At 69.1% G+C, this 20,664-nt stretch carries 22 protein-coding genes and 1 tRNA gene; 8 read left to right on the top strand and 15 right to left on the bottom strand.

What is annotated here, in order from left to right:
- Positions 1–8: 8 nt before the first annotated feature.
- Positions 9–653, bottom strand: coding sequence for a TetR/AcrR family transcriptional regulator (locus C6N31_RS27215; protein WP_138354758.1), 645 nt, complete (start codon positions 651–653; stop codon positions 9–11).
- Between the two features lie 231 nt (positions 654–884).
- On the opposite strand from C6N31_RS27215, the gene C6N31_RS27220 reads away from it, so the two are divergent.
- A complete protein-coding gene (locus tag C6N31_RS27220; protein ID WP_138354759.1) occupies positions 885–1,367 on the top strand; it encodes a MarR family winged helix-turn-helix transcriptional regulator in 483 nt (160 codons plus the stop codon).
- Positions 1,368–1,450: 83 nt separating this feature from the next.
- Here C6N31_RS27220 and C6N31_RS27225 read toward each other — a convergent pair whose 3' ends face one another.
- A complete protein-coding gene (locus tag C6N31_RS27225) occupies positions 1,451–1,867 on the bottom strand; it encodes an organic hydroperoxide resistance protein (RefSeq protein ID WP_138354760.1) in 417 nt (138 codons plus the stop codon).
- 106 nt (positions 1,868–1,973) lie between these two features.
- On the opposite strand from C6N31_RS27225, the gene C6N31_RS27230 reads away from it, so the two are divergent.
- Together C6N31_RS27230 and C6N31_RS27235 are read left to right on the top strand one after the other, a co-directional pair.
- On the top strand, positions 1,974–2,459 hold the full coding sequence (locus tag C6N31_RS27230; RefSeq protein WP_138354761.1) for a MarR family winged helix-turn-helix transcriptional regulator: 486 nt from the start codon (positions 1,974–1,976) through the stop codon (positions 2,457–2,459).
- 108 nt (positions 2,460–2,567) lie between these two features.
- Positions 2,568–2,640, top strand: a tRNA-Arg gene (locus C6N31_RS27235).
- A 95-nt stretch (positions 2,641–2,735) separates the two neighbouring features.
- Here C6N31_RS27235 and C6N31_RS27240 read toward each other — a convergent pair.
- From C6N31_RS27240 to C6N31_RS27300, 13 genes are all read right to left on the bottom strand, one after another.
- Positions 2,736–3,899, bottom strand: coding sequence for a tyrosine-type recombinase/integrase (locus C6N31_RS27240; protein ID WP_198358465.1), 1,164 nt, complete (start codon positions 3,897–3,899; stop codon positions 2,736–2,738).
- The gene (locus C6N31_RS27245) at positions 3,899–4,108 is read right to left on the bottom strand and encodes an excisionase family DNA-binding protein (RefSeq protein ID WP_198358466.1); all 210 of its coding nucleotides are present in this window, start codon (positions 4,106–4,108) and stop codon (positions 3,899–3,901) included. Before C6N31_RS27245 ends, C6N31_RS27240 begins: the two co-directional genes overlap by 1 nt.
- Positions 4,109–4,110: 2 nt before the next feature.
- On the bottom strand, positions 4,111–5,505 hold the full coding sequence (gene repSA, locus C6N31_RS27250) for a replication initiator protein RepSA (protein WP_198358467.1): 1,395 nt from the start codon (positions 5,503–5,505) through the stop codon (positions 4,111–4,113).
- Positions 5,502–7,022: a DNA cytosine methyltransferase gene (locus C6N31_RS27255; RefSeq protein WP_198358468.1), complete on the bottom strand. Its 1,521-nt coding sequence runs from the start codon at positions 7,020–7,022 to the stop codon at positions 5,502–5,504. The genes repSA and C6N31_RS27255 overlap by 4 nt, the downstream gene beginning before the upstream one ends.
- Complete coding sequence (locus C6N31_RS27260) at positions 7,016–7,216, bottom strand: hypothetical protein (protein ID WP_198358469.1); 201 nt, start codon at positions 7,214–7,216, stop codon at positions 7,016–7,018. The genes C6N31_RS27255 and C6N31_RS27260 overlap by 7 nt, the downstream gene beginning before the upstream one ends.
- Positions 7,217–7,313: 97 nt before the next feature.
- Entirely contained in the window at positions 7,314–7,631 is a 318-nt protein-coding gene (locus C6N31_RS27265; protein WP_198358470.1) for a SpdD-like protein, read from the bottom strand.
- Between the two features lie 19 nt (positions 7,632–7,650).
- Positions 7,651–7,848 carry a hypothetical protein gene (locus C6N31_RS27270; RefSeq protein ID WP_198358471.1) on the bottom strand — a complete coding sequence of 66 codons (198 nt, stop codon included), beginning with the start codon at positions 7,846–7,848 and terminating at the stop codon, positions 7,651–7,653.
- Positions 7,849–7,869: 21 nt separating this feature from the next.
- Positions 7,870–8,061, bottom strand: a complete 192-nt coding sequence (locus tag C6N31_RS27275) for a mobile element transfer protein (RefSeq protein ID WP_198358472.1) — start codon at positions 8,059–8,061, stop codon at positions 7,870–7,872.
- A gap of 14 nt (positions 8,062–8,075) precedes the next feature.
- Positions 8,076–8,720 carry a DUF2637 domain-containing protein gene (locus C6N31_RS27280; RefSeq protein ID WP_198358473.1) on the bottom strand — a complete coding sequence of 215 codons (645 nt, stop codon included), beginning with the start codon at positions 8,718–8,720 and terminating at the stop codon, positions 8,076–8,078.
- 81 nt (positions 8,721–8,801) lie between these two features.
- Complete coding sequence (locus tag C6N31_RS27285) at positions 8,802–8,978, bottom strand: hypothetical protein (RefSeq protein ID WP_198358474.1); 177 nt, start codon at positions 8,976–8,978, stop codon at positions 8,802–8,804.
- An 80-nt stretch (positions 8,979–9,058) separates the two neighbouring features.
- Positions 9,059–10,429, bottom strand: a complete 1,371-nt coding sequence (locus C6N31_RS27290; protein ID WP_498063721.1) for an FtsK/SpoIIIE domain-containing protein — start codon at positions 10,427–10,429, stop codon at positions 9,059–9,061.
- Between the two features lie 5 nt (positions 10,430–10,434).
- Positions 10,435–10,788 (bottom strand): SCO3933 family regulatory protein, encoded by a 354-nt coding sequence (locus tag C6N31_RS27295; RefSeq protein WP_164294355.1) that lies wholly within the window; start codon positions 10,786–10,788, stop codon positions 10,435–10,437.
- 137 nt (positions 10,789–10,925) lie between these two features.
- Positions 10,926–11,705 carry a GntR family transcriptional regulator gene (locus C6N31_RS27300; RefSeq protein ID WP_198358475.1) on the bottom strand — a complete coding sequence of 260 codons (780 nt, stop codon included), beginning with the start codon at positions 11,703–11,705 and terminating at the stop codon, positions 10,926–10,928.
- Between the two features lie 18 nt (positions 11,706–11,723).
- Here C6N31_RS27300 and C6N31_RS27305 point away from each other — a divergent pair, with 18 nt between their 5' ends.
- The 5 genes from C6N31_RS27305 (at position 11,724) to C6N31_RS27325 (ending at position 20,634) form a co-directional block, all read left to right on the top strand.
- Positions 11,724–12,197 (top strand): NUDIX hydrolase, encoded by a 474-nt coding sequence (locus C6N31_RS27305; RefSeq protein WP_198358485.1) that lies wholly within the window; start codon positions 11,724–11,726, stop codon positions 12,195–12,197.
- Between the two features lie 665 nt (positions 12,198–12,862).
- Complete coding sequence (locus tag C6N31_RS27310; protein ID WP_198358476.1) at positions 12,863–13,117, top strand: hypothetical protein; 255 nt, start codon at positions 12,863–12,865, stop codon at positions 13,115–13,117.
- 485 nt (positions 13,118–13,602) lie between these two features.
- The gene (locus C6N31_RS27315; RefSeq protein ID WP_138354762.1) at positions 13,603–15,897 is read left to right on the top strand and encodes a right-handed parallel beta-helix repeat-containing protein; all 2,295 of its coding nucleotides are present in this window, start codon (positions 13,603–13,605) and stop codon (positions 15,895–15,897) included.
- Positions 15,898–15,969: 72 nt separating this feature from the next.
- Positions 15,970–18,279 (top strand): NosD domain-containing protein, encoded by a 2,310-nt coding sequence (locus C6N31_RS27320; RefSeq protein WP_198358477.1) that lies wholly within the window; start codon positions 15,970–15,972, stop codon positions 18,277–18,279.
- Positions 18,280–18,282: 3 nt separating this feature from the next.
- Positions 18,283–20,634 carry a right-handed parallel beta-helix repeat-containing protein gene (locus tag C6N31_RS27325; protein WP_138354764.1) on the top strand — a complete coding sequence of 784 codons (2,352 nt, stop codon included), beginning with the start codon at positions 18,283–18,285 and terminating at the stop codon, positions 20,632–20,634.
- The last annotated feature ends 30 nt before the right edge of the window (positions 20,635–20,664 follow it).

Genomic DNA, 20,664 nt, shown 5'->3' on the forward strand with positions numbered 1-20,664 from the left:
GGAATTCGTCAGCGCTGCTGCTGCAGGTCCTCCAACGTCACGGCGGCGCCCGGTAGCGCCGACCACGCCGGGGCGCGCAGCCCATCGAGGAAGATCTGCAGGTGACGGTGCACGAACCGGTCCATGTCCATGCACGCCTTACCGGGCAGCGGTCGCGTGAGCTGCGTGATCGCAACCATCAGGTCACCGACGGCGATGTCGGTGCGGAGTTGGCCAGAGGTTCGCGCTCTGTCCATTATGTCCTCGATCGAGCGATTCAGCCGGTCACGAGCCGCGAAGATCGCCGGATCGTTCCCGTCGAAGGCCTCGGAGAGCATCGGGCACAGCGCGCCGACCCGGTCCTCCGCCGATTCGAAGACGAAGCGCCGCAGGGCCTCGAAGGCGTCGGGCTCCTGTGCGACCGCGGCCTCGGTCCGCTCGGTGATCCGCGCCATCACCGACAGGACCACCTCCCGGACGAGTTCGGCCCGGTCCGCGAAGTGCCGGTAGAGCGTGGCGTTGCCGACTCCGGCGCGGCGCGCGACCTCGTCCAGCGGGACCTCGGCCCCGTGCTCGACGAAGGCTTCGCGCGCGGCGGCGACGATCCGCTCCCGGTTGCGCGAGGCATCTGCCCGCAACCGGGGGGATCGCGATTTCACGGCGCTGCCGACCACCGGACACTCCTTCTGGCGAAAGGGGAAGGTGAAGGTGAAGCGGGGAATCAGTCCCCGCTTCGCTCTGACACCAGACTAAACGGGGAGATGGTCCCCGGATATTTCGGGTCCCCTGTGTGACCTGCGACACATTCCGGATCAACGTCCGCGACCAGGCGGCGAACGGCCGGTCGCGAGCCGTCCGGAGCGCTTTCCCGCACTTTCATTGAATCTTCAAGAAGTGGACATAGGATGGACAGCATGAAATGGCTGACGGAAGAAGAGCAGGCCTCCTGGCGCGCGTATGTGCACGCCACGACGCTCCTGGAGGACCACCTCGACCGGCAGCTGCAGCGCGACGCCGGCATGCCGCACATGTACTACGCGCTGCTGACCACGCTCTCCGACGCCCCCACCCGCCGGATGCGGATGACCGAACTGGCGCAGCAGACGAAGATCACCCGCTCCCGGCTCTCGCACGCCGTCACCCGGCTGGAGAAGAACGGCTGGATCGCCCGCGAGGACTGCCCCTCCGACCGTCGAGGTCAGATGGCCGTGCTCACCGACGAAGGGTACGCGGTGCTGGTGCGGACCGCGCCAGGACACGTCACGGCCGTCCGCTCGGCGATCTTCGACCGGCTCACCCCCGAGCAGGTCCAGCAGCTGGGCGAGATCTCCCGCATCATCGCCGAGGGCCTGCAACCGGAAGGCGCCGACCTGCCCTGGCTGCGGTGAGCCAAGGCGGATCGGCGCCTGTCGGAAAGCCAGGAGCGGGTCCGTGGGAACCGCTCGGTCATGCAACCGGCTGACTACGCCACCTACTCCACGACGATCTCGACGGTGATGTTCCCGCGGGTCGCCTTCGAGTACGGGCACACACCGTGCGCCTGCTCGACCAGCTTGCGGCCGATCTCGCCCTCCAGCTCCGCGGGCAGCTCCACGCGCAGCGTGACGGCGAGCTCGAAGCCGCCGTTCGCGGCATCGGCGCCTATGCCTACCTCGGCGGTCACCGAAACGTCCTTGGTGTCGACCTTCGCCTCACGCCCCACGAGCCCGAGCGCGCTGGAGAAGCACGCCGCGTAGCCGGCCGCGAAGAGCTGCTCGGGGTTGGTGCCCTTGCCGTTCCCGCCCAGGGCCGGCGGCATGGCCAGCTGCAGGTCCAGCTGACCGTCCGAGCTCACGGCCCGGCCGTCGCGTCCATTGGCCGTGGCCACAGCGGTGTACAGCGCACTCATCGGAACCATCCCTCTCCACACTTCACGGCCCGGTTGCCCCGGGCCGCGCTCAGCACTACTAGAGCACACAACTCAATTGTGCACAACTAAAGGGTACGCTGGTTACATGAGGACGACCGAAACGGCACCCGCCGAATACCTGCGACTGGACAACCAGATCTGCTTCGCGCTGCACGCGGCGTCCAGAGCGTTCGGCAGCCTCTACCGGACGGCGCTGCGCGACCTCGCCCTGACCTACCCCCAGTACCTGGTGATGCTGGTCCTGTGGGAACACGGCGAGCTGCCCGTCAAGAAGATCGGCGAGCATCTGCGCCTCGACTCCGGCACCCTCTCCCCGCTCCTGAAGCGCCTGGAGGCCGCAGGCCTGGTCCAGCGCGAGCGCAGCGCCCTCGACGAGCGCTCGGTCACCGTCCGCCTCACCACCGCGGGCGACGCCCTGCGCGAGCGCGCCCAGCGGGTCCCGGAACAGATCGCGACGGCCACCGGCCTCACCCTCACCGACCTGACCGACCTGCGCACGCGCCTCCACCACCTGACCACCACCCTGGACGCGGCCACCCCGGACCCGGCGGCCGACCCCACCCCCGAGTAACCCGGCCGCCCGACACCGCGGCCGCCCGACATCGCGGCCGTCCGACACCGCGGCCGCCGGGACCCGCCAGCGCCGGGCGCCCCGAATCCGCTAACCTGTCCTCACCCCGCCCCAGTAGCTCAGGGGATAGAGCACAGCTCTCCTAAAGCTGGTGTCGCAGGTTCGAATCCTGCCTGGGGCACACCCGCGTCAGCGGCACATGACGCACTGAGGGCCAGGTCACCGGGTTAGTCCCGGGAACCTGGCCCTCAGTCGTTGTTCGATTGCGGAAGCCGGTCAGTCCGGCCGTGCCACGTCCGTGCCAGATGCGGCCGGTGGATCTTGCTTGTCCAGTGCCTTCCGGACCGCCGCGCCCATGTGGTCGGCGATCACCCGGTCCCGCTCGCTGGCCATGTGCTGGTAGATCAGCGCCGCCCGGGTGGTGCTGTGTCCCATGCGGGTCATCAGCTCCCGGGTACTGGCCCCGCTCTGCGAGGCAAGGGTGTTCCCCGTGTGCCGCAGATCGTGGAAGTGCACGTCCTCAGTGATCCCGGCACGGGCGCGGGCCTCCAGCCAGTCATCCCGGAAGTTGCTGCGCCGCAGCTTGCCGCCGCGAGGCCCGATGAAGACATGCGCGTTCGGCTTCTTGCCGACGAAGCACTCCAGGTGATCCACCAGGTCGGGCATGATCTCCACTGGGAACGCCACTGGCCGGAATCCCGCACGGCTCTTGGGCGCCTTGTCGAACAGCCGGCCACTGTTCAACTCGGCCTGCTGCCGCTTGACCCGGACCACGCGCGCTTCCAGGTCGATATCCCGGCGCCGGAGCGCGGCCAGCTCCCCGAAGCGCAGGGTCGTGAACGCGGTGAGCAGCACCAGGGCCCGCCAGCGCAAGCTGATCGCGGCAGCGACCGCGTAGACCTCCGGCACGGTGAGCACCGGGCGCTCCGGCACCTCGTAGGCGTCCGCACCCTTGATCCGGCACGGATTCCGGCGGATCAGTTCGTCATCCACGGCCGTATTCAGAATGGCCCGCAGCATTTGGTACGCCTTGACCACGGTCGGCTCGCCCGTCACCGCCAGCAGACCCGTACGCCAGGCGCGCACCCGAGGAGGCGTGATCTCCTCCACGGTCGCCGTGCCCAGGGCCGGCAGGATGTGCAGCCGCAGCACGGTCTCATAGCGCTCGCGGGTGCTCTCCTCCAGCTTCCGGTCCTTGAGCCAGCCAGTGGCGAAGTCCTCGAAGCTCACCTTGCCCGCGTCAGGATCAGTCCACTGATTGCGGCTGATGTCCGCCTCAATCTGCACCAGAGCCAGGTCAGCGTCAGTCTTGGTCGGAAACGTCTCCTCCCCCGTCCGAGTCTCCCCGGTCTCGGGATCTGGATAGCGCACCTGCCAGCGGCCGGACGGGAGCTGTCGAACCGAGCCGAACCGCCGCCGTTTGCCCTTCCCGTTGGCCATCAGGCGGCCCTCCCGTAGGTGATCCGGCGCACCCGGATCGGCTGCACGGTGTTCGCCAGAACGAACGAGTCAACGGCGCTCTCGGGGATGCGGACGTGACGCCCGACCTTGACGAACGTGATCCGCCGTTCCTCGATCAGCCGCCGGGGGAAGCGCACGGTGGTGCCGAGCCGTTCCGCCACCTGCTCAACGCTCAGGAGTCGATCCATGGTCACCACTCCCCTTCCGTCTGGATCTCGCGTAGGGCTTCGCGGGCGGTTTCGCGGTTGATGCGCAGGTCCCGGGCGACGCTGGCCGCGAGCAGCGATTCACCGGGGGTGTGGCCCTGGCCCGCGTACTGCCAGTCAGCCATGACGAGCACGGTCGGATCGTGGGTGTAGTCGGGCAGACCGAGGGCTTCGCGTTGCTCCGCGGCGCGGTAGTCCGCCCGAACCTGTCGGAGGGCGCCGAGAGTGGTCGAGTAGCGGCGGGACTTGGACGAGAAGTGCCCCCGGAAGCCGAGCATGTGCGCCCAGGCCAGAAGCTTCCGGTCGGGGAAGACGCGGTCCAGGTCGAAGCAGGCTTCGATCAGCCGGCGCGGGTGCGGCGGGACGCCGAGGAGGTCGAGCGCTTCGAGGTTCCCGACACGTCGATCAACAGTGCCGGTGGACTCGGCGGCTTTGGTGGCGTACTTCGCCACGTACGAGGCGACCGCCTGTTCACTCACGTCCTCCCCCGCACCGAACGCCCGGATGGGTCGGATGTCGAGCTGGGTGCCCCAGCGCAGAACCCACGGGTCCGGGTATCCGGCGTCCGGTGCGGCCGGCACGGTGATGGTCGTGTAGGTGTGGATGGCTGCGGCCCGGATGCAGTCGGTCAGGAGATCGGTGGTGGCCCAGGCCGGGGGCGCGTCCTGGCCTTCGGGCCCGTCGAGGCGGATCACGGCGTGGAAGTGAACAGCCCCGCGCTTCTGGAACTCGGCGACCTTCCCGTACGAGACTCGTGCGACTTCCGACAGTTCCCGTTGGGTCAGGCCCGCCCTGGCGGCGATCTCTCGGCGGAGTCGGTTGGTGAATCTCATCCACAGGTCGCCCGCGTGGTTGTTGAAGAGCACGGCGCCCGCGTAGTCGTACCGCTCCGGATGCAGCGGCGTTCCCAACAGATCGTCCCCGTCCGGGTGGGCGGTACCGCACTGGCAGCGCCGGGAACTGGGCTGGTTGTGGACCGGGCCGAACGACGGAGCGGTGAAGGTGGCGAAGACCCGGGGGTGGTCGCGCACCGTGCCGGGAACGTCCTTGCTGTCGTCTCCTGCCAGCCCGGCGCGGATCAGGTGGTAGGTGTCGGCGGCGTAGACGGCGGCGCACGGTTCGCAGCGCGAGGCCCGTCGGTTGCCGCAGGCCAGCCGTAACCGCCCACCCGGCTCGTCAGCGGTCGAGTAGGTGTGGAGGGTCTGACCGGTGGTCCGGTCGCTGGTGCGGGTGAAGCCGCGCAGGTGGATGGGGTTGGAGCAGCCGCCGGTGCGGGTGACTTGGTGGTGCCAGCGGTGGAAACCCGGATCCCCGGCCACCGAGAGCAGATCGCCCCAGGTGGCCGGGTCCAGGCCCGCGAGGGTCGCGGTGTCGGTCACACGCACCCCCGATCCAGATCCGTTCCCGTGACGGCCTCGACGAGCGCCGACAGGAGGACCTCCGCGACGGGTGGGGTGACGGCGTTGCCGTACTGGCGGACCTTCTCCCGCTTGGTGCCCAGCACCATGTACGAATCGCGGAAGGCCATCGCCCGGCCGATCTCGGCGGGTTCGAGCATCCGGAACAACACGCTGTCCAGATCCACCGCAGTCCGCACCAGGGCGAAGCGATCCCGGGTGGACAGAGTCCCGATCGGCTCAGCGACGGTCTTGGCCATGCCGGTCCGGTAGTACGGAACGAGCAGGTGGTCGGCCGGGTCGGCGGGGGTGACGAGGCCGTGGTGGTTGCCGGATGCTGTGACGGTTGCGAGGGCGTCGGTGATGGGTCGGGCATCGGAGGAGCCGCCGCGCAGTTCGGCGATGAACGGCAGCCAGGCCAGCCCGGTCTCGTTGCGGGCGGTCTGCGTGCGCAGCGGGTCGGCGGCCGGCGAGGCGTACTTGCCGTCTCGCCCTTCCACCGGCACGAGGAGCGGAGGTACTGCGAGGGCGTCGTTCTCGGTGGTCGTGCTGGTGGGCATGGGGTCGGTGACCGGTGCGGCCGAGTCCCGCCAGGTGCCGCCAGCCGGGACGGTCACGGGCAGCGCGTAGCGATCCAGTCCGGCTTGGATGCGGGCGAGGGTCTTGGGCGACAGCCCCTTGGGTCGGTCCCCGATCGGGGTACCGGCAAGCGCCCAGTCGATCGCGGTCGCGGCCGAGCGGACGACGGGTTCCACGATGGTGTTGCGGCAGGCCGTGTTCGGGCACCGGTAGGCGTACTGCGAGCGGTAACGGCCCATGTCACGCCGCAGGTTCTTGAACGCCTGCACCGCCCGAACCGTCCTCTCACAAGTCGGGCACCAGGCCGACGGGCGCAGCCACTTGTCCCAGTCCGGAGTCCGGCCCAGGGAGCGGCGCCAGTAGGCGAGGTAGAGCCGATCGCGGGACTGCGGGGCGAAGGCGGTCCGAACCGGGGTGGCGTGCATGGAGTTCAGCGCGATCAACTTCGTGTCATAGCCCAGGAGACGGATGCGGTCGCGCCAGGGCTGCCAGAGGTCCCAGGCGCGGACGTCGATGACGTTCTCGACCACACCGGCCAGGACGGGGCGGCCGCGTGCGGCGCAGGATTCGAGGTACCGCGGTACGTCCCACATCAGGGCGCGGGAGCGGTCGGCGGCCGGGTCGGGCAATGTCTCGCCGAACAGGTCGGGTTGCTTGTCGAAGTCCCGTTGCTTACCGCGTGCGTTGGACCACTTCGGGCATTCGGGTGAAGCCCAGAACAAGTCGGCGGCGGGGAAGCCGGCCACGTCGGCGGCGTGCAGGTCACCCTGGAAGTGATCGACGGCGGGAAAGTTGACCGAGTGCGAGGCAATCGCCCGGTCCCAGTGGTTCGCGGCCAGCACCGGTTGGATGCCGGGGACGAGGGAGGCGCCGAAGGACGAGCCGCCGAGGCCGGCGAAGAAGTCGACGTAGGTCAGCACGAGGCACCTGCCGACACCGACAGGCGGACCGGGCGACGGGCGGGCGTGGTGCCGGTGCCGTGGCATCCGTTGCAGGTGACGCGCAGGGTGGCGCGGGAGCCGTTGCGCAGCCGGGTGCCGGTGGTGATCGCGACGACGGGGAAGCCGTCGCAGTCCTGGCACACGCGCGGGGAGGGCACAGTCAGGCTGGACATAATGGGTTTTCTCCTTGTCGGTCTTTCGGGACGGGCGGGAGGTGCGGGCTCTCGGGGTGGCCGTTGCTTGGCGGCTGTGTGCCACCCCGGGAGCCGGTTAGCGGCGGTGGTGCTCGGTCTTGAGCAGGGAGCGCAGGACGACGGCGCAGACCGCGATCGAGGCGGCGGTGATGGCGACGGCCAGGAGCAGGGAGACCAGGACGGCGCCGACGACCAGGACGGCAGCGACACCGCCACCGACGACGGCGACCAGGCCGGCCGGGGTGAGTCGAACCGGCGGGCGGGACGGGAGGGGGGCCGGCGCGGTGGTCGGGTGCTGGCAGGCGCAGGCCGAGTGCTGAGCGACGACCGGGGCCGTGTGCTGCGGGGTGGTGAACGTGGCGGTGGGCATGGTCGGGATCTGCGGTCGGAACATGGCGGGACTTCCTTCCGGATCAGGGTTGGGTGGTCGGGGTGACGACGGAGACGCCGGTCGTGGTGCCGGACTCGATGACCGGGGCGAGGAAGCTGTTCGCGAGCAGGAACCCGGCAATGAGAAGGACGATCACGAGCCACATGGGCGGGCGGGCGAGCTTGTAGCCGAGGTAGCCGACGACAGCGATGGCGAACCAGAACGGCACGGACTCGGGCATGAGGAGTGGTCCTTTCCGGGGTCAGCGGACGCGGCAGCGGTGAGTGCGGGCGGCGAGGGAGGCGGCGGCGCGGCTGGAGTAGTCCGAGGACCAGCCGCAGCCGTCGTTGGTGCAGGCGGCGGCGTGCCGGGTGCGGCCGAGGTGATCGCGGTAGGTGCCGATCTGGACCGGGCCGACGTGGGAGACGGAGTGGAAGTTCTCGTTACGGGCCATGGGCGGTTGTCCTTTCAGGTGAGTTGGGCGGCGATGGACTGGGCGAGTTGAGCGGGGACACCGAGACGGGCGGTGAGGGTGTCGAGGTCGATCGGGGTTCCGGTGGCTGTGAGGTGGTCGGCGGCGACCTTGCGGGCATGAGCGACCAGCCCAGGAGCGGGAACAGGAGCCGGAGGCAGAGCCGGGGCATGCTCAGGAGCGGCCACCTCTTCCCGGACCGGTTCGAGGCCGATGGACGGTTCGGGGTCACAGTCGGCCGGCGCGAGCACCTGGGGTTCGGCCTGGGGTACGGGGTTGTGGGCGAGGAAGGTTCCGCCGAGGAAGGCCAGCGCGGGCCATCCGGCGACGAGGATCCGCAGCCAGGCGGGGACCTGGTGCAGGTCGAGGAGTCCGGCGGTGGCGACGTTGGCGCCGAGTGAGGCGACCAGGGCGACGGCGAACCAGATCCACGCGGACCGTGCCGGGCTGTCAGCGGCTCGCAGGGTCCGCAGGCGGTGCCAGGCTGCGACCAGGAGCAGATCGACGCTGATCGGGTAGGCCCATGCCTTCCAGCCGTGTTGTCCGGCGGCGTTGGCGATGTCGTGCAGGTGGGCGAAGGACAGGGCGCCGGCGATGACCGCTTGCACGAGAACCGCATCGGGACGGATCAAAAGACGCATGGTCGTTCACCTCCTTCAAGGTGTGGGGGCTGATGCCGGGCGGGGAACGGGTCCGGCCGCCCGGCACCAGGGATCGAGGGATCAGGCTTCGCCGGAGCCGAAACAGGTCAGGCACATCCCGACCTGCTGGTCGTCGGTGATCCGTTGCTTGCGGCCGACCTTGACCGGGACGGCGACCTCTCCGGTGCCCTTGCAGACCTGGCACTTCGGCGGGGCTTTGGCGGTGGTGCGGCGGGTGGTGGCCTTCCGTGCGGTCATGGCGACCTCTCCGATCGAGGCATGGGCGGGGTAGGGACCTGGCGCGGGGTGGTCGCGCCGACCGGTGGGGCGAAGGGGTGTTACTCGGTGACCGGGCGGGGCCGGAGCTTGATCAGCGACGGCGGTCCAGCGGTGACGAGCGGGGGCAGCACGGGCCGGAAGGCTGCCAGCTCGGGCAGGTCCGGGGTCAGGTGCGCGGTCTCGTTGCAGGCGGTGACGGCCTGGCGGAGGGTGGTGTGCGGGGTGCGGGTGCGGTACCAGCCGCCGGAGTAGTCGCCCACGATCGCGGTCCCGGGACGTTCGGCAGAGATCGCTTGGACGGACAGGACAGCGTCCGGGGAGATGTCGCCAAAGGCCATCTTCGCCGAGGCTTCATCGTTGACCCGGTGCGAGGTGCGGCCGGTCAACTGGGCTCGGAGCATGGTGATTCCGTCACCGAGTTCGGACCCGAAGCGCTGCCCGCACACCTCCAGGTAGATCCCGGCGGCACGGCCGAGCTGAGCGAGCCGAACCAGAGCGGTGATGATCCGATCCCGGCGCTTCTTCTCTGCCGTGTTCGCCCACAACGCCAGCTCAGCCACCTCATCAATCACGACGACCACCGGCACCGGCCGCATCTTCTCGGGCAGGCCCCAGATGTCGGCGGTGATCTCCGCATCCGGGATGTCCGCACTGATGCGCTGCTCACGCCGGATGATCCGGTACGTGCCGGCCATCCGGTCCACGAGGGCTTCCAGCAGGAGTACCGCACTGTCGGGGTTGTCAGCGAGGGCGGAGAAGCGGCGGGCCAGCGGGGCGAGTTCGACGGCCTGTTTGCAGTCGATCCCGACCAGCGCTACACGCTGCGCAGCGAGCTCTTTGACGAGGTTGCGTTGGTAGACGGACTTGCCGGACTGAGTGGCGCCGAGGTTCAGGGCGTGCGGGATCTGGCGGTAGTCGCGGTACTGGACCGAGCCGTCATCACGCAGCGCCACCGGAACCCGCATGGTGCCGCGGTCGGTCTTAGCCGGCATCTGCACCCGCTTGAGCACGTCGTACCCGGTCATCCGCAGCTCGACCACACCCGCCCGGAGCTCCCGGGAGGTGACGCCGTAGGCGCGGAAGGAGTGCCGTAGGCGATCGGTCGAGGCGGCGACGTCGAAGGCGTCCTGTCCCGGGCGCAGTCCCAGGCGCAGGACCAATCCGGTACGGGTGACCCGGGTCCGCAGGAGTCGCGGTGGGCGGTCCGGCGGGACTTCCCGGCGGGCCATCCGAGCCAGCACCAGACGCAACCGAGACGGCGGAACGGTCAGCCCGCACGCCTCCATCACCGAGTTGTAGGTGAAGGCGATCCGGACCAGCGCCACCAGAGCGCCGAAGGTCATCCAGTACCAAGCCGGACGCTTCGACCGAAGCAGCACCACCCCGGCAACCACGAGCGCCAGCAGGACCAGGACTAATGTCCCCCGCACGCCGATCAGCCCTTGCCGTTCGAGGTAGCCGCAGAGATCGCGGTAACCGCAGCGGCTCGGAAGGCGATCCCGTGCCGCTTGGTGCCGTTGAACTCGTTCTCCCACGGCCGGGCCACCAGACCCGTCAGCGCCACCAGCGTGCCCATGACCAGCTCACCGGTAATGCCCGACTCGACCACCGTCACGGTCATGACCTCGGCCTCACCGTTGGCCACGAACATCACGTCCACCGTCTTGAGCGGCTGGCCAGTGTCGCTGTCGACGGCCATCACGCCGTTCTTCTTGTCCTTCATCTTCGTCTGCGGAGGCTGCGCCACCATCACGGTCGCAGCGTTCACGTCTACGGGGATCTGACGCACGATCGCACTCCTCTAGAAGTGACACCCTCCTGCACTCATGTACAGGAGTAGTGATTAGAAGAGTGCCCGACTCCTGTACATGAGTCAACCCGCCACTAGAAAGAATCTTGTGGCGGGTTGTCAGATCTGATGGGCGATCAATCGCCCGCAGGGAAGCGGTAGTCCAGAACGAACTGGTCAGCGGCCATGATCGTGTCGCAGACCTCGACTACGCGGCCCTCGTGTGTCATCGCATCCCGTACGAGATGGATCACCGGGGAGCCTGGGCTGAGAGCCAAGGCAGACGTCTCAGGCTTGGTCGCCAGCCGCGCCCGCACGGTCTCCGTGAACTCCGCAAGGGTGTGGCCGTGCTCTTCAAGGCGCGCGTAGATCCCGCCACCACCGGGGTTCTCGGCGAACATCTCCGGGATGTCCTTCACCACGTCCCACGGCAGGTAGGAGGTCGCTTCCTCCGTCGGAGTGCCATCGCGGAAGTACCGGCGCTTGCGTGCCAGCACCTTCGTTCCGGCCGGCACGTCCAACCTCACTGCGATCTCAGGCGGAGCGTCAACCGGTCCGATGAAGAGGACGTTCACGCCAGGTTTGCCACCGGACTGCTCAGCTTCTGCCAGGTAGGCGGCCTTCCCTGCCTTGCGGTGGGCCCGACGGAAGCGGTCGGAGGACTTCCGCTGCACAGGCGGACGGGAGCGGACGAACGATCCCCGCCCATGGTGGGTCTCGATCAGTTGAGCCGTACGCAGCTCCGCGACTGCCTTGCGTACGGTGCCGGAAGCGGCGGTATAGCGGGCCATCAGGTCCGCTTCACTCGGCACGGCATCGCCGGGCGCCAACGTGCCTGCCCGGATCTGTGCGGCGAGGTCACCTGCGATCAGCAGGTACTTCGCCTGGGCCGTAGAAGCCACCTCAGCACTCGCCATAGTCCTTCCCTGTCTCCTATTCTCCTGTACATGAGTAACAGCCGCCACGAAGCCACGTCAACGCCTCTCCACTCCGTGTCTGTGGCCGGAGTCGTCGTACGGCAAGACGGGCGTGTCCTGGCAATCAAGCGCGCCGACAACGGAACGTGGGAGCCGCCCGGCGGTGTACTGGAACTCACCGAGACCCTTGAGGACGGCGTTCGTCGGGAGGTCTACGAGGAGACCGGCATCAAGATCCAGGTCGAGCGGCTGACCGGGGTGTACAAGAACACGGCGCGCGGGATCGTCGCCATCGTGTTCCGCTGCCGTCCCGAGGGCGGCCAGGAGCAGCTCTCCGACGAGTCCATCGCGGTCGAGTGGCTGACCCCGGACGAGGTGATCGCCAGCATGGGCGAGGTATACGCCGTGCGCATCACCGACGCACTCCGCGATGACGCTCCTCATGTCCGCGCACACGATGGGCGCAAGCTGACCAGCTCCATGGACCTCTAACGACGCCGAGAGCAAGACGGCCGCATCCTGCGCGGTAGGAGTTTCTCTACTAGATCAAGGCGACTCGCTGCGCTCGCCGCTGGCCCGTAGCTCCGGGCCTCCAGGGTCTGCAAGGCAGTCTTCTCTCAGGGAGATCAGGGCCGCGCACAGCGCGGCGGCGCCGGCCGTCGCCCGGCGCGGCCTCGCCTCCATGTCTGCGCCACCGGCGGACCGCGCCGGCCGCCGTCCGCGCCCACAAGGTGGGGAAAGCACAGGTCCGGGGATTCGGGGTAGGCGGTGGCGCGCAGTACCAGCCGACAGGTACAGGCAGTGCCTCCGGCGGGGGCGCTCCGACTCTGGGATGGCGGAAACCCGGACGGCGACCGCAGGTCGTACGTGGTGAAGGTGGGAGCTGCCATCCCGTCCACCGTCGTCCCAGGCAGAGCCGAGCAGTCGCGGCCCAGGGCGTCAAGGTCGTTCGTACAGTGGCGCGCTCCACCTTGACGCCCTGAACCACGCCCGCTCCACGAAGTGTGGGACGACGGCAGACGGGATGGCAGGCAGGAGCATCGTGGCGAGCGTGCCGGACAAAGCCGCTTCACCACCCTGACGGACCGCCAGCCCTTGACGTCACGGATCCGATCGTGAGGTGATCACCAGCGACATCAGCCATACAGGGGTGGGACATGATCCGCGACTACGCCGCAGCACAGCAGGATTCACCTTCGCCGAGCCATCTGTTCCTCATAGCGGCAGGGTTCCTGCTGGGAGGGTTCTACCTCATCTACAGGCAGCGCCAGTGGAAGCAGGAGCCGCCGCGCCTCGGCCAATCAGTGCACGTGCCCTTCGCGCAGAAGGCATACCTCGTGTGCGGATGGGTGTGCGCGGTCTTTGGAACCATCGCTCTGATCACGGCGGTAGGGGTGGCCGCAACCAACTGATGAGACGCCCGACGGTGGGGGGTGCGCAGCTGGGATCTGACATCGCCGAGTGACAACAACGGCGCCCGACAGACCGCAGCGACCGTCGCGCCCGTAGTTCGTATCGAGGAGCCGTGCCACAGCCGTGCCAGATCGGGCGGGGACTCACGGGGAATCGCGGTAGCGGGCAGTTCCGGAACGGGATCGTGCCCAGCACCCGCCTAGCGCAGGTCAGCGCGGATCCTCGACACCCGTCCTCCTAAAGCTGGTGTCGCAGGTTCGAATCCTGCCTGGGGCACACCATCCGCGAGGCCCTCCCGTCAGCACTGACGGGAGGGCCTTTCGCGTGGGCGGCGAAGTGGTCGGGATACCAATGGTGCCTGTGTGAATCGTGTGAAATGATCCGGCTCGGCTGACTGCCGAGGGTGGGGACTCCCGCCGAGTCGGCCGACGGGACATCCCGTTCACGCCCTTGGGGGGGCACTATCAAGACTCGTATCGGCGCCGTGACCGGCGCCGCACTCCTCGCCGCGCTCGCGATCCCTGCCGTAGGGCAGGTCAGCGCGAACGCGGCGACCACCGATCTCTATGTCAACAACGCCGCCGGCGCCCACTGCACGAACGGCGGCACCGGCACGCAGGCCGCACCCTTCTGCACCGTCCAGGCCGCGGCGGACGTCTCGCTGCCGGGCCAGACGGTGCACATCTCGCGGGGTGACTATCCGCAGAAGCTGAAGCTCACCAGGTCCGGCACCGCGGACGCGCCGATCACCTTCGTGCACACGACGGTCGACCGGGACGACTCCGACGACCGGGTGTCCATCGGCAACCCTGACGCTCCGACACCCGAGAACGGGCTGCTGGTCGCGGGGGCTCAGCACATCCGGGTCCAGAACCTGTCCATCACCGGCACCCTCGAGCCGATCCTCTTCGACCACGCGACCGACGTCTCGGTGACCCGGGCGAACACGTGGGGCGGCTATGAGGGCACCGCCGCGGTGCGCGTCAGCACCGGCTCCAGCAAGGTGACCATCGCGGGATCCCAGCTCGGTGGCAGCGACGGCCCCGGCGTCCTGGTCGACGAGGGCGCGACCGGCACGGTCGTCAGCACCAATCAGGTCGACACCCGGATCGTGGCGCTGGGCTCGCCCGGCACCGTCGTCGTCGGCAACACGGTGCAGTCGCACTGCAACGACGGGATCACCCTCGCCGGCGCCTCGACCGACGCGGTTGTCGAGAACAACGTGATCGACACGGGCGACACCGCCGACTACCCGACCAAGCCCTGCAAGGCAGGTGACTCGGACACCGGGCTGACCATCTCGGCGGCGGCAGCGCCGACCGCGAAGGTCGACTACAACGTCATCAGCCCGACCAGCGGCGGCCCGGCCTACGACTGGGCCGGCACGACGTACAAGGACCGGGCCGCCTTCACGACCGCGACCGGCCAGGGCACCCACGACTTCGTCGCCGATCCCACCATGCCGTACGACGGCAAGTCCCCGCAGATCGCCCCCTGGGTGGACTCGGCGGACGAGAACGCGCCCGGCGTCATCGACCTGGACGCCTGGGGCTGGCCGACGCTGGACGACCCGGTCGTGCCGAACACCGGTACCGGAAGCGGATTCCACGACCGCGGCGCGATGGAGTTCCAGAACTTCGGCGGCGTCTACACCCCGGCCGGCCCGACCCGCGTGCTCGACACCCGCGAGGGCGTCGGCACCGGCGGCGTCAAGGCGCCGGTCCACACCGGTTCCTCGGTCGACCTGCAGCTCGCCGGTGTCGCGGGCCTTCCGGCCACCGGCGTCCAGGCGGTGACGCTCAACGTCACCGTGGCCAAGCCCTCCAGCGGCGGATTCCTGACGGTGTTCCCGCACGGCGCGCAGCGCCCGACCGCGTCCAACCTCAACTGGACGCCGGGGACGACCATCGCCAACCTCGTCACGGTCCCCGTGGTCGACGGCAAGGTCTCCTTCTACGCCGGCGGCACCGCGGGCGCCGTCGATGTGATCGCCGACCTGGCCGGCTACTACAGCGCCAAGGGCAGCGTCTTCACCTCGGCAGGCCCGTCCCGGGTGCTCGACACCCGTGACGGCACCGGCACCGGCGGCGTCAAGGCCCCGGTCGCGCAGGGCGGCGCCGTCGACCTCCAGGTGGCCGGCGTCAAGGGCGTACCCGCGCAGGGCGTCACCGCGGTCACCCTGAACGTCACCGTGACGAACCCGGTCGGCGGCGGTTTCCTGACCGTCTACCCGCACGGCCAGGAGCGTCCGACCGCGTCGAACGTCAACTGGACCCCGGGCACGACCATCGCCAACCTCGTCACGGTCCCGGTGATCGACGGCAAGGTCTCGTTCTACGCCGGCGGTCCCACCGGAAGCGTCGACGTGATCGCCGATGTGGCCGGCTACTACAGCGCCAAGGGGTACAACACCTACCGGCCCGTCGGCCCCTGGCGGATCATGGACACCCGCTCCGACCAGTACGAGGAAGGCGAGCTGATCCGCAAGGCGGGGACCGTCGCCCCCGGCGCCACCCTGACCCTGTCGGCGCTGCCCGTTCCCGCCACCTCCGTCGTACTGAACGTCACCGTCACGCAGCCCGCGGCCGGCGGCTTCCTGACGGCCTACCCGGCCGGCGCGCAGCGTCCGCTTGCGTCGAACATCAACTGGACCCCGGGCCAGACGATTCCGAACCAGGTCGTCGTCCCGGTCGGGGCCAACGGCAAGGTCTCGTTCTACAACGGCAGCAAGGGTGCGGTGCACCTGGTGATCGACGTCTTCGGCTACCAGGCCCTCTAGGTCCTGCCGCGCTGATGCGGCCCCACCGCCTCCGGGCGGTGGGGCCGCTTTCGGCACTTCATCTCTTCGCCCATGGGGGGCATCATCAAGACGCGAACAGGCATGCTCAGCGCTGCCGTACTTCTCGGAGCCATCGCACTGCCGGCCGCCGGAGCACCGGGCGCCGCAGCCGTCCCGGCCAACATCTACGTGGACAACGCGGCCGCGGCCCACTGCTCGAACGCCGGCACCGGACTGCAGGACCAGCCGTTCTGCACCGTCCAGGCCGCGGCCGACGCCTCGCTGCCGGGCCAGACGGTGCACATCGCGACGGGGACGTACCCCGAGCAGGTCAGCATCACGAAGTCCGGTACGGCCGCGGCCCCGATCACCTTCACCGGCGATGTCTCCGAGTGGGGATCGATACAGGACGCCGCGATCATCGGCAGCTACGAAGCGACCGGGGGGACGGCGCGGGCGCTGTCCGTCACCAACGCCGAGCACATCAGGATCAAGGACCTCAACTTCGACGCCGTCGACGAAGGCGTGCACGTCGAGGGCTCCAAGGACGTCTCCGTCATCAACGGCACGGTGGCCGGGGCCCAGTCGGTCGCGCTGCGCGTGACCGGAGCGTCCGAGGACGTCACGCTCGGGAAGTTCAACCTCTGGGCCAACTCCGGCGCCGGCGTCGCTGTCGAGGCCGGTGCCCGGCGCACCGTGGTGACCGGGAACAGCCTCAACGCGAACGTCAGGGGCATTTCGGTCACGGACGCGCCGAACACGGTCATCGTGGGCAACTCGGTCTACAGCCACTGCCAGGACGGCATCGTGCTGGCCGGTACGTCGCCGAACGCGACGATCGAGAACAACGTCGTCACGACGGACAACTATTCGGGAACCTCGGACGGCTGCTCCGCGACCACCCGGGTCATGGTCGAGGCCGCATCCGTGCCCGGTACCAAGACCGACTACAACGTCATCAACACGTCCAACGGCGAGCAGGCCTACAACTGGTCGGGTACCAAGTACGCCAACCGTGCGGCGTTCACCACCGCCACCGGACAGGGCGCACGGGACGTCTTCGCCGACCCGACCGTCCCCAACGAGGGCGACCGGCACGCCAAGCCGCTCCCGACGGTCGACTCGGCCGACGAGAACGCCCCGGGGATGCTCACCACCGACGTCTACAGGACAGCCGCGCTCGACGACCCGATCACGCCCAACACGGGTACGGGGTCGGGCTACCGGGACCGCGGTGCGGAGGAGATGGGGAACCTCGGCAGCGTGTACACGCCTGCCGGGCCGACCCGTGTCCTGGACACCCGTGACGGCACCGGCGCTCCCAAGGGGCTGCTGAACTCGTGGATGGACGTTCAGCTGGGCGGCAAGGCCGGCGTCCCGGCGGCCGGGGTCACCGCGGTGACCCTGAACGTCACCGTGACCGGTTCGACCGGCGCGGGCTATCTGAAAGTGTTCGCGGCCGGGACGGGGTCCTTGTCGTCGGTCCTCAACTGGACCGCGGGCGAGACCATCGCGAACCTGGTCACCGTGCCGGTCAGCGAGGACGGCAAGGTCACGTTCGAGTACTTCGGCGCCGGCATGGGCGCCCACGTGATCGCCGACGTGGAGGGCTACTACAGCGCCAAGGGCAGCGTCTTCCATGAGACCAGCCCGGCACGCGCCCTGGACACCCGCGACGGCACCGGCGCCCCCAAGGGCGCCGTCAAGGCCGGCGGCACGGTGAACCTGCAGGTGACGGGCGCCAAGGGCGTACCGGCCAGTGGCGTGACGGCCGTGACCCTGAACGTCACGGTGACCGGCTCCACCGGTCAGGGGTTCCTCACGGTGTATCCGCACGGCCAGGCCCGCCCGACGGCGTCGAACATCAACTGGCCGGCCGGGAAGACCATCGCCAACCTGGTGACGGTCCCGGTCGTGGACGGCAAGGTCGCGCTCTACGTCGCGGGCGGCGGCAACACCACCCAGGTCATCGCCGACGTGGCCGGCTACTTCGACGCCACCGGGCACAACACCTACCGGAGCTACTTCACCGAGCGGCTCATGGACACCCGGGAGCCGACCACCGACGGCTGCACGGACAAGACGCGCCCGGCGTCCGCCATCCCCGCCGGCGGCACCCTCGAAATTACCAACTGCCTGCCCTGGGTCACGGGCCTGACGCTCAACGTCACCGTCACCCAGCCCGGCGCCGGCGGCTTCCTGACGGTGTACCCGTCGGGCCAGGCCCGTCCGCTCGCGTCCAACCTGAACTGGAACGCCGGGGAGACCATCCCCAACGCGGTCGTGGTGAAGGTGGGCAAGGGCGGCAAGGTCGCCTTCTACAACGGCAGCACGAAGCCGATCCACCTCGTGGTCGACCAATTCGGCTACCAGGCGGTCTGAGCCATGCCATACCTTTCAGCTCCTGGAGACCCCATCAAGACACGCGTAGGCGCCCTGACCGGCGCTCTCCTGCTCGGCGCGGTCGCGCTGCCCGCCCTCGGTACCGGGGGCGCGGCGGCGGCCGTCGTGAATCTGTACGTCAACAACGCAGCCGGTGCGCACTGCTCCAACGCCGGTCAGGGCACGCCGGCGCAGCCGTACTGCACCATCTCGGCCGCCGCCGCGAAGGTGCTGCCCGGCGAGACGGTGCATGTCGCCGAGGGCGACTACCCGGAGCAGGTCACCGTCACCCGCTCGGGCACGGCCGAGGCCCCGATCACCTTCACAGGAATGGGCGGGCCCGGCCAGTACCGCGACAACCCCACCACCGTGGGCGGCGGCCTGGGCAGCTCGAAGGCCCATGCGTTCCTGCTCTCCGGTGCGGAGCACATCCGGATTCTTGAGATGACGTTGTCCGCCAAGCAGGAGGCGGTACTGGTCAATGGCGGCTCCGACATCACGATCTCCCGCAACCAGCTCGCGGGCGGCCTGGCGGCGGGTGACGTAGCCAGCTGGCCCACTGTCCGGATCGCGGGGGCCGCATCATCGGTGCGGATCCTCCGGAACAACGAAATAACCAGGGACGGATTCGCCAAGATGGACCCCGGGGTCCAGGGCACGGTCATCGCCGGCAATCTGATCTTCAGCACCCACCTCACCGGCATTGTGGCCGACGCCGCACCCGGCACCGTGATCGTCGCCAACACCATCTCCGCCGGGTGCCAGGACGCGATCGGGCTGGCCGGTGCATCCACCGGCGCGGTCGTCGAGAACAACGTGATCACGCATTCCGACACGGGCGAACAGCCCTGTGCGGGGGGCGGCACGGTCGCCGGTCTGCGCGTGGACACCGCGGCGACGAGCGGTACGAAGGTCGCCTACAACGCCTTCGACTCGAAGGACGACGGTCCCGCCTACAGTTGGGCCGACACGACGTACGACAACGTGTCCGCTTTCACCGCCGCCACGGGCCAGGGCGACCACGACCTCATCGGCGACGTCACGCTGGAGACCTGGGTGGGTGACTCCGGCGGAACGCCTTCCCCGCTCATCGACTCGGCGGACGAGAACGCGCCGGGTATGCCCACCACGGACCGTGTCGGGACCCGCGCCGTCGACGACCCGTGGGTCGCCGACACCGGCACCGGCTCCGGCCACCGGGATCGCGGGGCGATGGAACAGGACAACTTCGGTACGCGCTACACACCGATCGGCCCGGTCCGGGTCCTCGACACCCGTGACGGCACCGGCACCACCGGGGGTACCGTCCCGGCGGGCGGCACCGTCGAACTGCCGGTCGCCGGCCAGCACGGTGTGCCGGCGGACGGCGTCACGGCGGTGACCATGAACGTGACGGTCACCGAGCCGGTCGCGGGCGGCTTCCTCACCGTGTACCCGCACGGTGATGACCGGCCGACGGCGTCGAACCTGAACTGGACCCCGGGCCAGACGATTCCGAACCTGGTGACCGTGCAGGTGAAGGACGGCAAGGTGTCGTTCTACAACGGCAGCGCGGGAACCGTGCACGTGCTCGCCGACCTGCTCGGCTACTTCAGCACCACCGGAAGCGGCTTCACGCCGACCACGCCGTCCCGACTCCTCGACACCCGGTCCGCGGTGGGCGCCCCCAAGGGCCCGCTGGGATCCGGTGCCACGGTTGACCTGCAGGTGGCCGGCGTCAAGGGCATCCCGGCCAGTGGCCTGACCGCAGTGACCTTGAACGTCACCGCGACCGAGCCCAAGAGCGGTGGCTTCCTGACGGTGTACCCGCACGGCACCGACCGTCCGACCGCTTCGAGCCTCAACTGGTCGAAGGGGCAGACGATCCCGAACCTGGTGACCGTTCCGGTCAAGGACGGCAAGGTGTCGTTCTACAACCACAGCGACGGTGTACAGGTGCTCGCGGACGTGACCGGCTACTTCACCGCGTCCGGCGGCGACAAGTTCCACGCCGTAGCACCGCACCGGGTGATCGACACCCGGGCACCGTGGTTCGCGGACGGTGTCGGTGAATGGATACCGGCCGCGCCGGTCGGCGGCCATCAGACCCAGGGCGTCCGGGACGTCGCTTACTCGAACGCTGAGGCAGTGTCCTTGAACGTCACGGTGACACAGGGCACCCAGATCGGCTTCATGACGGTCTACCCGCGGGACTCCGCCCGTCCGACCGTCTCCAACCTGAACTGGACGGCCGGGCAGACCATCGCGAATCAGGTGGTCGTCGCGAACAACGAAGCGGGCATGAACAGCTTCTACAACGCGAGTGCGGGCAGCGTCGAGCTCATCGCCGACCTCAACGGCTACTACGCCCCCTGATCCCCGGGAGCACACCACCGCGGCCCGGTC

Source organism: Streptomyces fildesensis, from assembly GCF_016107395.1.
In the GTDB taxonomy this organism is placed as follows: domain Bacteria; phylum Actinomycetota; class Actinomycetes; order Streptomycetales; family Streptomycetaceae; genus Actinacidiphila; species Actinacidiphila fildesensis.